Source organism: Pseudomonas sp. LS_2, from assembly GCF_042709235.1.
Classification (GTDB): Bacteria; Pseudomonadota; Gammaproteobacteria; order Pseudomonadales; family Pseudomonadaceae; genus Aquipseudomonas.
Genome location: NZ_JAVAYC010000016.1, coordinates 65970 through 80464, shown reverse-complemented (window position 1 = coordinate 80464; position 14495 = coordinate 65970). Strand labels below are relative to the sequence as shown.

Genomic DNA, 14495 nt, shown 5'->3' with positions numbered 1-14495 from the left:
AAGAGGCTCCTTATGGAGCCTCATCAAAAGTATCAATCCCAGCTCAACGCCCCACCCGTCTGATACTCAATCACCCGAGTCTCAAAGAAGTTCTTCTCCTTCTTCAAGTCCATGATCTCGCTCATCCAAGGGAACGGGTTGGTAGTCCCCGGATACTCTTCCTTCAACCCAATCTGGGTCAAGCGACGGTTAGCAATGAACTTGAGGTAATCCTCCATCATCGCCGCGTTCATGCCCAACACCCCGCGCGGCATGGTGTCACGCGCGTATTCGATCTCCAGCTGGGTCCCTTGCAGGATCATCTGGGTCGCTTCTTCCTTCATCGCCGCATCCCACAGGTGCGGGTTTTCGATCTTGATCTGGTTGATCACGTCGATACCGAAGTTCAGGTGCATCGACTCGTCACGCAGGATGTACTGGAACTGCTCGGCGACGCCGGTCATCTTGTTGCGGCGGCCCATGGAGAGGATCTGGGTGAAGCCGCAGTAGAAGAAGATGCCTTCCAGGACGCAGTAGTAGGCGATCAGGTTGCGCAGCAGCTCTTTGTCGGTTTCGACGGTGCCGGTGTTGAACTCCGGGTCCGAGATGGCGCGGGTGTACTTCAGGCCCCAGGCGGCTTTTTTCGCGACCGATGGGATCTCGTGGTACATGTTGAAGATCTCGCCTTCATCCATGCCCAGCGACTCGATGCAGTACTGGTAGGCGTGGGTGTGGATCGCTTCCTCGAAGGCCTGGCGCAGGATGTACTGGCGGCACTCGGGGTTGGTGATCAGGCGGTACACGGCCAAGGCCAGGTTGTTGGCCACCAGCGAGTCGGCGGTGGAGAAGAAGCCGAGGTTGCGCATCACGATGCGGCGCTCGTCTTCGGTCAGGCCGTCCATGCTCTTCCACAGGGCGATGTCGGCGGTCATGTTGACCTCTTGCGGCATCCAGTGGTTGGCGCAGCCGTCGAGGTACTTCTGCCAGGCCCAGTCGTACTTGAACGGCACCAGCTGGTTCAGGTCGGCGCGGCAGTTGATCATGCGCTTTTCATCGACCGCGACGCGGGCCGAGGAGCCTTCCAGCTCGGCCAGGCCTTCGGCGATGTCCAGGGCGTCCAGGGCAGCCTTGGCGCGCTTGACCGCGTCGGAGTCGCTGGCGGTGGCAGCGCGGGCTTCCAGGGCGGCGGCACCGCCAGCGCTGTCGAGTTTATCCAGGGTCGCGGAGGCGTTGGCCTGAGCGGCGTTGGTGTTGCCTTTGGCGGCGACTTCGCCGTCTTCCTTGTCGAATTCGTCCCAGCTCAGCATGGTATCTGCTCCTGCTTGAGGGCCATCTGATTGAGTATGGCCGGTGGATCTTGGTTGCGGTGCGGTGCACGCAAATCGGGAATGCCCTTGGAGGGCTGGCCGGGGCGGCGGGGCACCGGCTTGTTGTGTTTGGCTGGAGGGAGGCCGGGTTGTGCCGGCCTCTTCGCGGGCGAGCCCGCTCCTACAGGGTCTGCGCCGTGGCGCAGAAAATTGAGGCTTCCCGTGGGAAGCCTCAGCCAAGCCTTACTGGCAGGCTTCGCAGTCCGGCTCGTCGATGGCGCAGGCCTTCGGCACTGGCGCTGGGCCCGCTGCCTGGACCGGGGCGCTGTCGCCGCCGCTGGAAACGGCGTTGAGCTTGCCGGTGTTGATGGTCGACTTCTCGGTGCTGGTGGCGGCCAGGGCACGGAGGTAGTAGGTGGTCTTCAGACCACGGTACCAGGCCATGCGGTAGGTCACGTCCAGCTTCTTGCCCGAAGCGCCGGCGATGTACAGGTTCAGCGACTGGGCCTGGTCGATCCACTTCTGGCGACGGGAGGCGGCGTCGACGATCCACTTGGTGTCCACTTCGAACGCGGTGGCGTACAGGTCTTTCAGCTCCTGCGGGATGCGCTCGATCTGCTGTACCGAACCGTCGTAGTACTTCAGGTCGTTGATCATCACCGAGTCCCACAGGCCGCGGGCTTTCAGGTCGCGGACCAGGTACGGGTTGATCACGGTGAACTCGCCCGAGAGGTTCGATTTCACGTACAGGTTCTGGTAGGTCGGCTCGATCGACTGCGAAACGCCGGTGATGTTGGCGATGGTCGCGGTCGGGGCGATGGCCATGATGTTCGAGTTGCGGATGCCTTTCTGCACACGCTCACGCACCGGGGCCCAGTCCAGCGACTCTTCCAGGTTGACGTCGATGTACTTGGCGCCACGGGCCTCGATCAGGATCTGTTGCGAGTCCAGCGGCAGGATGCCCTTGGACCACAGCGAGCCCTGGAAGGTCTCGTAGGCACCGCGCTCATCGGCCAGGTCGCACGAAGCCTGGATCGCGTAGTAGCTGACCGCTTCCATGGACTTGTCGGCGAAGTCGATGGCCGCGTCGGAGCCGTAAGGAATGTGCTGCAGGTACAGCGCATCCTGGAAGCCCATGATGCCCAGGCCGACCGGACGGTGCTTGAAGTTCGAGTTCTGCGCTTGCGGCACCGAGTAGTAGTTGATGTCGATCACGTTGTCGAGCATGCGCACGGCGGTCTTGACGGTACGCGCCAGCTTGGCGGTATCGAGCTTGCCATCGACGATGTGGTTCGGCAGGTTGATCGAGCCCAGGTTGCACACAGCGATTTCGTCGGCGTTGGTGTTCAGGGTGATCTCGGTGCACAGGTTCGAGCTGTGTACCACGCCCACGTGCTGCTGCGGCGAACGCAGGTTGCACGGGTCCTTGAAGGTCAGCCATGGGTGGCCGGTCTCGAACAGCATCGAGAGCATCTTGCGCCACAGGTCCTTGGCCTGGATGGTCTTGAACACCTTGATCTTGTTGTACTCGGTCAGGGCTTCGTAGTACTCGTAGCGCTCTTCGAAGGCCTTGCCGGTCAGGTCGTGCAGGTCTGGTACTTCGCTTGGCGAGAACAGGGTCCACTTGCCGTCGTCGAAGACGCGCTTCATGAACAGGTCCGGGATCCAGTTGGCGGTGTTCATGTCGTGGGTACGGCGACGGTCGTCACCGGTGTTCTTGCGCAGCTCGAGGAATTCCTCGATGTCCAGGTGCCAGGTTTCCAGGTAGGCGCAGACCGCGCCCTTGCGCTTGCCACCCTGGTTGACGGCAACGGCGGTGTCGTTGACCACCTTCAGGAACGGCACGACGCCTTGCGACTTGCCGTTGGTGCCCTTGATGTACGAGCCCAGGGCGCGCACAGGGGTCCAGTCGTTGCCCAGGCCGCCGGCGAATTTCGACAGCATGGCGTTGTCGTGAATGGCTTTGTAGATGCCCGACAGGTCGTCCGGCACGGTGGTCAGGTAGCAGCTCGACAGCTGCGGGCGCAGGGTACCGGCGTTGAACAGGGTCGGGGTGGACGCCATGTAGTCGAACGACGACAGCAGGTTGTAGAACTCGATGGCTCGGGCTTCGCGGTCTTTCTCCTGCAGCGCCAGGCCCATGGCCACGCGCATGAAGAACACCTGCGGCAGCTCGAAGCGCACGCCATCCTTGTGGATGAAGTAGCGGTCGTACAGGGTCTGCAGGCCCAGGTAGGTGAATTGCTGGTCACGCTCGTGGTCGATGGCTTTGCCCAGGCGCTCCAGGTCGTAGCCTTTCAGCGCGGGGTCGAGCAGTTCGAACTCGACGCCTTTCTCGACGTAGGCCGGCAGGGCCTTGGCGTACAGCTCGGCCATTTCGTGGTGGGTGGCGCTGTCGGCCACGCCCAGGAAGCCCAGGGCTTCGGCACGCAGGGTGTCCATCAGCAGGCGGGCGGTGACGAACGAGTAGTTCGGCTCGCGCTCGACCAGGGTACGGGCGGTCATCACCAGGGCGGTGTTGACGTCCTTGATGGCCACGCCGTCGTACAGGTTCTTCAGGGTGTCGCGCTGGATCAGTTGGCCATCGACTTCGGCCAGGCCTTCGCAGGCTTCGCTGATGATGGTGTTCAGGCGCGCCATGTCCAGCGGCGCCAGGCTGCCGTCGGCCAGGGTGATGCGGATGCTTGGGTGCGGCTCTACCACGGTATCGGTGTTGGCGCGGGTGGCGCGCTCTTTCGCGCGCTGGTCGCGGTAGATCACGTAGTCGCGGGCAACCTTCTGCTCGCCGGCGCGCATCAGGGCCAGTTCGACCTGGTCCTGGATTTCCTCGATGTGGATGGTGCCACCCGATGGCATGCGACGCTTGAACGTGGCGGTGACCTGCTCGGTCAGGCGCGCGACGGTGTCGTGGATGCGCGACGAGGCAGCGGCGGTGCCACCTTCAACTGCGAGGAACGCCTTGGTGATGGCAACGGTGATCTTGTCGTCGGTGTAGGCGACGACGGTGCCGTTGCGCTTGATCACACGCAGTTGGCCGGGTGCGGTGGCAGCCAGATCCTGGGTGGAATCTGCGGCCTGCGGCGCCAAAGCCTGCGGGTTCTCGCGAGTTGTGTCGGTTTGCATGGGTGGGTGTCTCCACAGTTTCTATATTGTTCAGGCGCCTTGAAGGCGCCCACCGTTCCATCCATCAGTTCGACGGCCCAGGCGGGGATGCCACGCGCACGTGCATCCGCCCGCTCGGGCTACACCGACTTCGGGACAGACTCAGGAAAAAGGGGCAATCGAATGCCGCTCCCTGGCCGAAGTCAAAGGTTCTGGGTCTTGCCCAAAAACTGTTGCTGTCGGGCGCCAGGCAATGCCTGCAACACCCATACCCGAACAAGGCCCTGGCGGGCTTGCCTCGGTCGCCTGCGCAGGAGCGCTTCGGCTGCTGAAATCACTTAAAGTTCCGCCAGAAAAAACGCTTGAATTTCTGCGCGGGCTTGTGTTTGTGATTTTGGTCGAACCCCAACATGTAGTGGTTCGCTGCAATGGGGATACAAGATAATGCGGTATTGGGGGCTTTGCAAGGTTGGCTGCTGTGGATAAGTTGTGCGTACTTTGTGAGTGAAAGGCGAGCATTGGCTGTAGGCCTTGTCGCACGAGGATTTCACTATTTTTCAGCTTCTCGAAAGCCCGTTGCAGAATCTTGCGGGCGCGAACCGTATCACAGAAAACGCTTCACGAAGGTGCGCCCGATGAGGTTGGCAGTGCGGGGTGCGGGACGTAGTATCCGGGGGATATGTTGCCTTTCGGTGAAGCCTGGTCGCTCGCACTGGCCCTTGGCGGATAAGCCCGCTCCTGCAGGGTTTGCACAACCTTGTAGGCGCTTGCCCGCGAAGGGCCCATGAGGTCTAGCAGATAACTATAAGAAGCAGAGGAAGCCCATGGACCCATTCAACCCGCGCATCCTGATCGTCGAGGACGACCAGCGCCTGGCCGAACTCACCGCCGAATTCCTCCAGGGCAATGGCTTCGAGGTAGCGGTCGAGGGCGATGGCGCCCGCGCGGTGCGGCGCATCATCGACAGCCAGCCGGACCTGGTGATCCTCGACCTGATGCTGCCCGGCGAGGACGGCCTGAGCATCTGCCGCCGTGTGCGCGGCCAGTACCCCGGCGCGATCCTCATGCTCACCGCGCGCAGCGATGAGCTCGACCAAGTGCAGGGCCTGGACCTGGGCGCCGACGACTATATGTGCAAACCGGTGCGCCCGCGCCTGCTGCTGGCGCGCATCAACGCGCTGCTGCGGCGCGTCGATGCACCCGAGAGCAAACGCCATGACCTGCGTTTCGGCCCCTTGCGCATCGACAACCGCCTGCGCGAGGCATGGCTCGGCGAGCAGCAGATCGACCTCACCGGCGCCGAGTTCGACCTGCTCTGGCTGCTGGCGAGCAACGCCGGCAAGGTGCTTTCGCGCGAACAGCTGTTCACCTCGCTGCGCGGGGTGGGCTATGACGGGCAAGACCGTTCGATCGATGTGCGCATCTCCAAGATCCGCCCCAAGATCGGCGACGACCCGATCCATCCACGGCTGATCAAGACCTTGCGTAGCAAGGGCTACCTGTTCGTTGGCGACACCACCCCATGAATTCGATCTTCCTGCGTGTGTATGGCGGCATGCTTGCGGTGCTGGTGCTGGTGGCCGTGCTTGGCGTGCTCAGCCTGCACTTGGTCAACGAGGTGCGCGCCGGCCAGCACCGCGAACGCCTGGCCCAGGGCACCTTCAGCCTGATGGCCGACAACCTGGCCACGCAGAACGAGGTGGAGCGCAAGCGCTCGCTGCTGATGTGGGAGCGCCTGCTTGGCGTGCAGCTGGAACTCGTTCCGCTGTCGGCGCAGACCCTCGACAGCGCCCAGCGCAGCCGCCTGCAGCGTGGCCTGGTGGTGGTGGAGAAGACCGGCCCGCATGCGGTTCGGGTACTGCGCCAGGTACTCGGTGAAAACCAGGTGCTGCTGGCCGAGGTCAAGCAGGTCAGCGAGCAGTTGGCCCGCGCCACGTTGTATTTGCTGGCCGACGAACTGGTGCGCTACCCGGTGACCGAGCAGCAGAAGCGCCTTGCGCAAATCAAGCAAAGCAAGGGCTTTGGCTTCGATATCGCCTTGCAGCGCCTGGAGCGGGTAGGGCTGGACGACGACCAGCGGCGCCGGGTGGAGGAGGGCGACACGGTGATGGCGCTGGGCCGCGATGGCGACTCGATCCGCGTGTTTTCCGGGCTTGCAGGCTCGCCACTGGTGCTGGAGATCGGCCCGCTGTACCAGCTCAACCCCTACCCGCCGCAACTGTTGATTCTTATCGCCTTTCTCGGCCTGTGCTTGATCGGCCTGGTGGTGTACCTGCTGGTGCGCCAACTGGAGCGTCGTGTCACAGGGCTGGAAATCGCTGCCACGCGCATCGCCCAAGGCAGCCTCGACACCCGCGTGCCGGCCGGCGGCGCCGACTCGGTGGGGCGCCTGGCAGCGGCGTTCAATGGCATGGCCGAGCACTTGCAACGCTCGCTGAGCATGCAGCGCGAACTGGTACGGGCCGTCTCCCATGAACTGCGCACGCCCGTGGCGCGCCTGCGCTTCGGCCTGGAGATGATCGAGAGTGCCAGCACCGAACAGACGCGTGCCAAGCACCTGGCGGGCATGGACAGCGATATCCAGGACCTCGACAAGCTGGTCGACGAGATGCTCACCTACGCGCGCCTGGAGCAAGGTGCGCCAGCCTTGAAGTTCCAGCGGGTCGACCTCGACGCGTTGCTCGAACGGGTGATCGCCGAGCTGTCGCCGCTGCGCCCCGGCGTGCAGGTGCTGCGCGGCGTGTGCCAGCCTGGCGAAGATGCCCTGGCCTGGGTCGAGGCCGAGCCACGCTACCTGCATCGGGCGTTGCAGAACCTGGTGAGCAATGCCATGCGCCATGCCGAGTCGCAGGTACGCCTGAGCTACCAGCTGGGCCAGCAGCGCTGTCGCATCGAGGTGGAGGATGACGGGCCGGGCATTCCGGAGGGCGTCTGGGACCGCATCTTCACGCCCTTCACACGCCTGGACGACAGTCGCACCCGGGCTTCGGGCGGGCATGGCCTGGGCCTGTCGATCGTGCGGCGGATCATCTACTGGCACGGTGGGCGGGCAGTGGTCGGGCGCAGCGAGACGCTGGGCGGCGCCTGTTTCAGCTTGAACTGGCCACGGGAGCAGGCGCGCGGGTGATCAAACGCTGACCAGGCTCAGCAGATGGCCGTCGTTGACGCAGAACTGGCCTTGCAGCTCGCGACCGTTGTGCCATTGCGCCGACAGGTCGGTGAGCAGGCGCAGGCGTGCCTGGCCATCGGCTGACCACTCCAGCACCTCGGCGTGCTCGAAATAGAAGCGCTTGAGGGTGATCGGATAGAGAGCCTTGAACAGGCTTTCCTTGAGCGAGAACGTCAGGGTCACGGCCAGGCCGACTTGGGCCGGGTCAAGGCGTTGCAGCTCGGCGGGGGTGAGGATTTCCCCGGCCAGGCGTTCGGCGCGCTCGGCGTCGAGCAGGGTTTCCTGGTCCAGCCCCAGGCCGCCGCATCTATCCGTACTGGCCACAACCGCAGCGGCCCAGCCCTGGCCATGGGTGATCGAACCACGGATACCGGCCGGCCAGATCGGCGAGCGGTCTTCATGGGTGGCGGGGACATAGTCGCGGCCATCCAGGTGCTGCAAGGCGGCGCGGGCGCACACACGACCGGCCAGGTACTCGGCCTGGCGCTTGGCTACCGAGCGTTGCAGGCTGGGGCTCTGGGCGATGCCGGCGCGCTGGAAGTCGTCGTCGGCCAGGCGGGCCGGGTCGAAAGTGCAGCTGACCAGCTGCGCGCCCGGTAGCGGGTTGGGCAGTGGCCAGTGGTGCTGGAGGGGGGAGCAGCAGGCGGGGAGTCTGTTCATGGCGGCTATTGTGCCAGTGGCGGTGGCCGAGCGGTATTGGCACCGCCGTCGATGCTCACACAACGCCTGTGGGAGCGGGTTTACCCGCGAACCAGGGCAACGCCCTGGCCATACACTGCGGTGTTTTTTTCGCGGGTAAACCCGCTCCCACAGGTGAGGCGTCGTTGTTGAAAACGGCGCAGGCCTGCGCCCAGCCACCCTCAATCAAACGCTTTCTTGAAGAACGCCTGCATATCCGCCCACGCGCGTTCATCCGCCGCCTTGCTGTAACCGATATCCGGCCCGCCATGTCCACCATGGCTCAGGCGGTCGGCATCGGGGTTGGTGAAGCCATGCTTGGCGCCTTCGATGCTGACGAACTGGTAGTCGGCGCCCGCCGCATCCATTTCCTTCTTGAACGCCTCGACCTGCTGCGGCGTGACCATGCTGTCGGCCGCGCCATGCTCCACCAGGATCTTGGCCCGGACCACGCCCGGCTTGGCCGGCGCCTGGGTGACCAAGGCGCCATGGAAGCTCACCACGCCGTCCATCTTCACCCCGCGCCGCGCGGCATCCAGCACCACCTTGCCGCCAAAGCAGTAGCCCACGGCGCCGAGCTGATGCTTGTTGGTGTTCGGTTGCAGCTTCAGCAGCTCGAGGCCGGCGTCGAAGCGCCGTGCCGCGGCGGCGGGGTCTTTCAGCGCTGCGGCCATGAACGCCTGGGCGTCCTGCGGGTGCTCGGTGTTCTTGCCATCGCCGTACATGTCGATGGCCAGGGCGTTGTAGCCCAGCGCCGCGAGGTCGCGGGCGCGGCGCTTGGCGTAGTCGTTCAGGCCCCACCATTCATGTACCACGACCACGCCAGGGCGCTTGCCCTGCACTGCGTCGTCGTAGGCGTAGTAGCCGATCAGCGCGGTGCCGTCGGCATCCTGGTAGCGGATCTCGCGGGTCTGTACCGCCGCCTGGGCAAGGGCGGCGCTGCACATCAGGGCCAGGGCAAGCAAGCTACGCATGGTCGGTACTCCATTTTTCGCAGACAAAGGTTCGTTCAGGTCGGGTTCAGGCCGGGTTCAGCAGTGGTTCAGGGCTTGCTCCCTACTCTAGCCCCCACACAGCCACAACGCATCCAACTGGAGTACCTGACCCATGAAAACGCTCAATACCCTGATCGCCGCCATGGCCGTTTGCGCCGCGGGCCTCACCACTACCGCCCAGGCTGACGACACCTTCGCCAGCCTGACCTACGGCCAGACCAGCGACAAGATCCGCAAGTCCGGCCTGCTGCAACGCAACACCGATCACTTCAACGCCGACGGCATCATTGGCCAGGACAGCACCTACGGCGTACGCCTGGGGCAGATCAACGACCAGGGCCGCTACTACGTCACCTACGACAACGTGTCCGGCGATCACAACGGGGTCAAGCTGCGCCAGGAAAACCTGCTCGGCAGCTACGACGCCTTTCTGCCGATCACCGACACCACCAAGCTATTCGGCGGTGGCAGCCTGGGCATGGTCAAGCTGAGCCAGGAATCCAAAGGCGCCAGCCGCGACACCGACTATGGCTATGCCGTCGGCCTGCAGGCCGGCGTCTTGCAACAGGTGACCGACAACACCTCGGTCGAGCTGGGCTACCGTTACCTGCGCAGCAATGCCGCCACCGAGATCAGCAGCCACGACGGCCCCAAGGCCGGCACCCTGCGCCTGACCAGTAGCGCCCAGACCTACCTGGCAGCCAGCTACAAGTTCTGAGCTTGAGGGTATCCTGTACCGGCCCCTGCGCGCCGAACCGCCGCGCAGGGGCCGGTACAGGCAACGCATATATAAGGAGAACCGCATGAAATTGCTGGTGGTCGAGGACGAAGCGCTGCTGCGTCATCACCTGTACACACGCCTGGGCGAAAACGGGCATGTGGTCGAGGCGGTGGCCAATGCCGAAGAGGCGCTGTACCAGGCCGAGCAGTACAACCACGACCTGGCGGTGATCGACCTGGGCCTACCGGGCATGAGCGGGCTGGAACTGATCGGCCAGTTGCGCAGCCGCGGCAAGACCTTTCCGATCCTTATCCTCACCGCCCGTGGCAACTGGCAGGACAAGGTCGAGGGCCTGGCCGCCGGGGCCGACGACTACGTGGTCAAACCCTTCCAGTTCGAGGAACTCGAAGCCCGCCTGAACGCCTTGCTGCGCCGCTCCAGCGGCTTCACCCAGTCGACCATCGCCGCAGGCCCCCTGTTGCTCGACCTCAATCGCAAGCAAGCCACGCTGGACGACCAGCCCCTGGCGCTGACCGCCTTTGAGTACCGCATCCTCGAGTACCTCATGCGTCATCACCAGCAGGTGGTGGCCAAGGACCGCCTGATGGAGCAACTGTACCCGGATGACGACGAGCGCGACCCCAACGTCATCGAAGTGCTGGTCGGCCGCCTGCGACGCAAGCTCGAGGGCGAGAACGGCTTCAAGCCGATCGATACGGTGCGTGGCCTGGGCTACCTGTTCACCGAGCGTTGCCGATGATCCGCTCGCTGCGCCTGCGTCTGATGCTTGCGGCGGCGTCGTTGGCGCTGCTGTTCATGCTGGGCCTGCTGCCGGCTTTGCAGAAGGCCTTCAGCCTGGCCTTGCAGGAGTCCATCGAGCAGCGTCTGGCCTCGGATGTGACGACGCTGATCTCGGCGGCGCGGGTCGAGCATGGCCAGTTACAGATGCCAGCGCAGTTGCCGGACGAGCGCTTCAACCTGGCCAACACCGGCCTGCTCGGCTATATCTTCGACCGCCAGGGCCACCTGGTCTGGCGCTCACGCGCCACGACCACCCAGAACATCAACTACTTTCCCCGGTACGACGGCACCGGCAACGAGTTCGCGCGCATTCGCCAGGACGGCGGTGAGGAGTTCTTCGTCTACGACGTGGAGGTGAAGCTGCTCGGTGGCAAGAGCGCGGCCTACAGCATCGTCGCCCTGCAACCGGTGCGCGAATACCAGCAAACCCTCGATGGGCTGCGTGAGAACCTCTACCTGGGGTTTGGCGCGGCTTTGCTGGCGTTGATGGTGCTGCTGTGGGCCGGCCTGACCTGGGGCCTGCGCTCGCTGCGTCGCTTGAGCGTGGAGCTGGACGAGGTGGAGTCTGGCGCACGCGACGGGCTGAGCCGCGAACACCCGCGCGAGCTGCTGCGCCTGACCGGCTCGCTGAACCGCCTGCTGCACAGCGAGCGCGAACAGCGCCAGCGCTACCGCGACTCCCTCGACGACCTGGCGCATAGCCTGAAAACCCCGCTGGCGGTGTTGCAAGGTGTTGGCGAGAACCTCGGCCAGGGCAATGGCGAGCGTGAGCAGGCGCGGGTACTGCAAAGCCAGATCGAGCGCATGAGCCAGCAGATCGACTACCAGTTGCAGCGGGCCAGCCTGCGCAAGAGTGGCCTGGTGCGGCACCGGGTCGCGGTGCGGCCGCTGCTTGTCAGCCTTTGCAGCACATTGGACAAGGTCTACCGCGACAAGCGCGTCGACATCAGCCTGGAGATTCCCGAACACGCCCAACTACCGATCGAGGAAGGCGCCTTGCTCGAACTGCTCGGCAACCTGCTGGAAAACGCCTACCGCCTGTGCCTGGGCCAGGTGCGTGTGAGCCTGGTGGATGAACCCGGCGCGCGCGTGCTGTGCGTAGAGGACGATGGCCCCGGCATACCGGTGAGCCTGCGCGAGCGCATCCTGCAAAGGGGTGAGCGGCTGGACCGCCAGCATCCGGGGCAAGGCATCGGGCTCGCGGTGGTCAAGGACATCATCGACAGCTTCGATGCGCAGTTGAGCCTGGGCGATTCACCGTTGGGCGGCGCGGCGTTTCGCATCGTGTTCCGCCTCGACTGAAGAAAGCGCTGGGTCGTTGCATTGCGGGGCGTGGCACGGGCCATGCCCGTGTTCGCGGGCAAGCCCGCGTCTACAGGTTGGCTCAGCCTGTGCCAGTTCCTTGCGCACTCCGAGCCACTCACCCTCCGGGCGGATTCCCGCCAAACGCCTTGTTCCATTTCCGCCAACGGGCGGAAACCCGCCAAGTCCTACCTCGAACCTGCCCCGTCCTTGCGCACGAATCCCCCGTAAATACGGGGCTTGCACCCATTGTGGGCATTTTGGCACCGCCCTTGCTATGTAACGGGCAGAGACCTGCGCTGCGCAGCTCGAACACAACAAATCCCTCCAGGTGCAGGAGGGTTCGCGCTTTAGGTGCCAGCCCTGGGAAGGGTGTAGAAGGCACACTTGAGGAAACAAGCCATGACGACACGTCAGCCGCTGTACAAGTCCCTGTATGTCCAGGTGATCGTTGCCATCACCATCGGTATTCTGCTCGGCCACTACTACCCTGAAACCGGTGTTGCCCTCAAACCCTTGGGTGACGGCTTCGTCAAACTGATCAAGATGGTCATCGCCCCGATCATCTTCTGCACCGTCGTCAGCGGCATCGCTGGCATGCAGAGCATGAAATCGGTCGGCAAGACCGGCGGCTACGCGCTGCTGTACTTCGAAATCGTCTCTACCATCGCGCTGATCATCGGCCTGGTCGTCGTCAACGTGGTCCAGCCTGGCGCAGGCATGCACGTCGATGTCAGCACCCTGAACGCCAGCAGCGTAGCCGCCTACGCCTCTGCCGGTGCGCAGCAGACCACCATTGGCTTCCTGCTCAACGTCATCCCCAACACCGTGGTCGGCGCCTTCGCCAACGGCGACATCCTGCAAGTGCTGATGTTCTCCGTACTGTTCGGCTTCGCCCTGCACCGCCTGGGCAGCTACGGCAAGCCGGTGCTGGAGCTGATCGATCGCTTCGCCCACGTGATGTTCAACATCATCAACATGATCATGAAGCTGGCTCCGGTCGGTGCCTTCGGTGCCATGGCCTTCACCATCGGCCAGTACGGCGTTGGCTCGCTGGTGCAACTGGGCTACCTGATGGCCTGCTTCTACATCACCTGCCTGGCGTTCATCCTGATCGTGCTGGGCGGTATCTGCCGTGCTCATGGCTTCAGCGTGCTGAAGCTGATCCGCTACATCCGTGAAGAGCTGCTGATCGTACTGGGTACTTCCTCCTCGGAATCGGCCCTGCCGCGCATGCTGACCAAGATGGAGCGCCTGGGTGCGAAGAAGTCCGTGGTTGGCCTGGTGATCCCGACTGGCTATTCGTTCAACCTGGACGGTACTTCGATCTACCTGACCATGGCCGCGGTGTTCATCGCCCAGGCCACCGACACCCCGATGGACCTGAGCCACCAGATCACCCTGCTGCTGGTGCTGCTGGTTGCCTCCAAAGGCGCTGCGGGCGTTACCGGTTCCGGCTTCATCGTCCTGGCCGCTACCCTGTCTGCCGTCGGCCACCTGCCGGTTGCCGGCCTTGCGCTGATTCTGGGTATCGACCGCTTCATGTCCGAAGCCCGCGCCCTGACCAACCTGATCGGCAACGCCGTTGCCACCGTGGTCGTGGCCAAGTGGGTCAAGGAGCTCGACACCGACAAGCTGCAGTCGGAACTGGCTTCCGGCGGCGCGCCGCTGGTCGAGAGCCGCCCGGCCGACGACCTGGGTGTTGCTGAAGGCCCGGCTGTTCGTTGATAGCGCGGTAAATGAAGAAGGCGACCCTCGGGTCGCCTTTTTTGTGTCTTGGGCTATGTTGGATCCCGCCGTTCTCAAGCACAGCGCAGCACCTGGCTCGCGGGCAAGCCCGCTACTATCAGGGGGAGCGGGTTACTCGACGCGGGTCTCGCCGCTGTACACCAGAATTTCCCGGCAGCGCCGGCACAGGTAGCGTCGCCCCTGGCGCACCAGCTTGTGCCGCTGGGCGGTAAACGGGAAATCGCTGTCCGGGCATGGGCAACGGTAGATGTAGCGGGTCACCACGCGACGCTGCACGTCATAGTTGTGGCAGCGGTTGGGCGGCAATTCGTACACCCCGCGCATGATCAACTGCCATTCCTCGCCATGGGCTTGGATACGCTCGCCGAACAATTGGTGGGCGACCAGGTGCGCCACTTCGTGGGCCACGGTCTGGCGCAGGAAGTCTTCCTGGTTTTCGCGGTACAGCTGCAGGTTGAAGCGCAGCAGGTTCTCGTGCAGGTGCGCGACGCCGGCCTTCTGGCCGCGCAGCTTGAAGCTGACCTCGGGGCGGACGAAGGGGCGTTTGAAGAAGTCTTCGGCTTGCTGGTAACAGGTTTCGACGCGTTGCTTGAGCAGCTCGGGCATGGCGGGGCGGGTCTCCTTGCCGGCGCATTATGCCGCAAGCACCAGGCACCTGCCGAGCCCGCTGGTCAGCAGGCAGTCAAAGGCCG

At 64.0% G+C, this 14495-nt stretch carries 11 protein-coding genes; 6 read left to right on the top strand and 5 right to left on the bottom strand.

The genetic code is table 11. The annotated features are described in order from the left end of the window. Window positions 1-32: 32 nt before the first annotated feature. Window positions 33-1286: a ribonucleotide-diphosphate reductase subunit beta gene (locus tag RAC97_RS16040; RefSeq protein WP_375100292.1), complete on the bottom strand. Its 1254-nt coding sequence runs from the start codon at window positions 1284-1286 to the stop codon at window positions 33-35. 243 nt (window positions 1287-1529) lie between these two features. Continuing rightward, window positions 1530-4409, bottom strand: a complete 2880-nt coding sequence (locus RAC97_RS16035; RefSeq protein WP_375100291.1) for a ribonucleoside-diphosphate reductase subunit alpha — start codon at window positions 4407-4409, stop codon at window positions 1530-1532. A gap of 803 nt (window positions 4410-5212) precedes the next feature. On the opposite strand from RAC97_RS16035, the gene RAC97_RS16030 reads away from it, so the two are divergent. Further along, on the top strand, window positions 5213-5914 hold the full coding sequence (locus RAC97_RS16030) for a response regulator (RefSeq protein WP_375100290.1): 702 nt from the start codon (window positions 5213-5215) through the stop codon (window positions 5912-5914). Beyond that, complete coding sequence (locus tag RAC97_RS16025) at window positions 5911-7515, top strand: ATP-binding protein (RefSeq protein WP_375100289.1); 1605 nt, start codon at window positions 5911-5913, stop codon at window positions 7513-7515. Before RAC97_RS16030 ends, RAC97_RS16025 begins: the two co-directional genes overlap by 4 nt. On the opposite strand, the gene RAC97_RS16020 is transcribed toward RAC97_RS16025, so the two are convergent. Together RAC97_RS16020 and RAC97_RS16015 are read right to left on the bottom strand one after the other, a co-directional pair. Beyond that, a complete protein-coding gene (locus RAC97_RS16020) occupies window positions 7516-8217 on the bottom strand; it encodes a 4'-phosphopantetheinyl transferase (protein WP_375100288.1) in 702 nt (233 codons plus the stop codon). 200 nt (window positions 8218-8417) lie between these two features. Continuing rightward, window positions 8418-9209 carry a dienelactone hydrolase family protein gene (locus RAC97_RS16015; protein ID WP_375100287.1) on the bottom strand — a complete coding sequence of 264 codons (792 nt, stop codon included), beginning with the start codon at window positions 9207-9209 and terminating at the stop codon, window positions 8418-8420. A 133-nt stretch (window positions 9210-9342) separates the two neighbouring features. On the opposite strand from RAC97_RS16015, the gene RAC97_RS16010 reads away from it, so the two are divergent. The 4 genes from RAC97_RS16010 to RAC97_RS15995 all read left to right on the top strand — a co-directional run bounded on the left by RAC97_RS16010 (window position 9343) and on the right by RAC97_RS15995 (window position 13782). Further along, window positions 9343-9948 (top strand): outer membrane protein, encoded by a 606-nt coding sequence (locus RAC97_RS16010; RefSeq protein WP_375100286.1) that lies wholly within the window; start codon window positions 9343-9345, stop codon window positions 9946-9948. An 85-nt stretch (window positions 9949-10033) separates the two neighbouring features. Further along, window positions 10034-10711, top strand: a complete 678-nt coding sequence (locus tag RAC97_RS16005; RefSeq protein ID WP_375100285.1) for a response regulator — start codon at window positions 10034-10036, stop codon at window positions 10709-10711. Further along, window positions 10708-12054, top strand: coding sequence for an ATP-binding protein (locus RAC97_RS16000; RefSeq protein ID WP_375100284.1), 1347 nt, complete (start codon window positions 10708-10710; stop codon window positions 12052-12054). Before RAC97_RS16005 ends, RAC97_RS16000 begins: the two co-directional genes overlap by 4 nt. A gap of 402 nt (window positions 12055-12456) precedes the next feature. Continuing rightward, window positions 12457-13782: a dicarboxylate/amino acid:cation symporter gene (locus RAC97_RS15995; protein WP_375100283.1), complete on the top strand. Its 1326-nt coding sequence runs from the start codon at window positions 12457-12459 to the stop codon at window positions 13780-13782. Window positions 13783-13914: 132 nt separating this feature from the next. Here RAC97_RS15995 and RAC97_RS15990 read toward each other — a convergent pair whose 3' ends face one another. Beyond that, entirely contained in the window at window positions 13915-14409 is a 495-nt protein-coding gene (locus RAC97_RS15990) for a SprT family zinc-dependent metalloprotease (RefSeq protein ID WP_375100282.1), read from the bottom strand. Between the last annotated feature and the right edge of the window lie 86 nt (window positions 14410-14495).

Bases quoted from the DNA above. Each gene is read 5' to 3' on its own strand.
- RAC97_RS16040 (WP_375100292.1), bottom strand. From the start codon at position 1,286: ATGCTGAGCTGGGACGAATTCGACAAGGAAGACGGCGAAGTCGCCGCC.
- RAC97_RS16035 (WP_375100291.1), bottom strand. From the start codon at position 4,409: ATGCAAACCGACACAACTCGCGAGAACCCGCAGGCTTTGGCGCCGCAG.
- RAC97_RS16030 (WP_375100290.1), top strand. From the start codon at position 5,213: ATGGACCCATTCAACCCGCGCATCCTGATCGTCGAGGACGACCAGCGC.
- RAC97_RS16025 (WP_375100289.1), top strand. From the start codon at position 5,911: ATGAATTCGATCTTCCTGCGTGTGTATGGCGGCATGCTTGCGGTGCTG.
- RAC97_RS16020 (WP_375100288.1), bottom strand. From the start codon at position 8,217: ATGAACAGACTCCCCGCCTGCTGCTCCCCCCTCCAGCACCACTGGCCA.
- RAC97_RS16015 (WP_375100287.1), bottom strand. From the start codon at position 9,209: ATGCGTAGCTTGCTTGCCCTGGCCCTGATGTGCAGCGCCGCCCTTGCC.
- RAC97_RS16010 (WP_375100286.1), top strand. From the start codon at position 9,343: ATGAAAACGCTCAATACCCTGATCGCCGCCATGGCCGTTTGCGCCGCG.
- RAC97_RS16005 (WP_375100285.1), top strand. From the start codon at position 10,034: ATGAAATTGCTGGTGGTCGAGGACGAAGCGCTGCTGCGTCATCACCTG.
- RAC97_RS16000 (WP_375100284.1), top strand. From the start codon at position 10,708: ATGATCCGCTCGCTGCGCCTGCGTCTGATGCTTGCGGCGGCGTCGTTG.
- RAC97_RS15995 (WP_375100283.1), top strand. From the start codon at position 12,457: ATGACGACACGTCAGCCGCTGTACAAGTCCCTGTATGTCCAGGTGATC.
- RAC97_RS15990 (WP_375100282.1), bottom strand. From the start codon at position 14,409: ATGCCCGAGCTGCTCAAGCAACGCGTCGAAACCTGTTACCAGCAAGCC.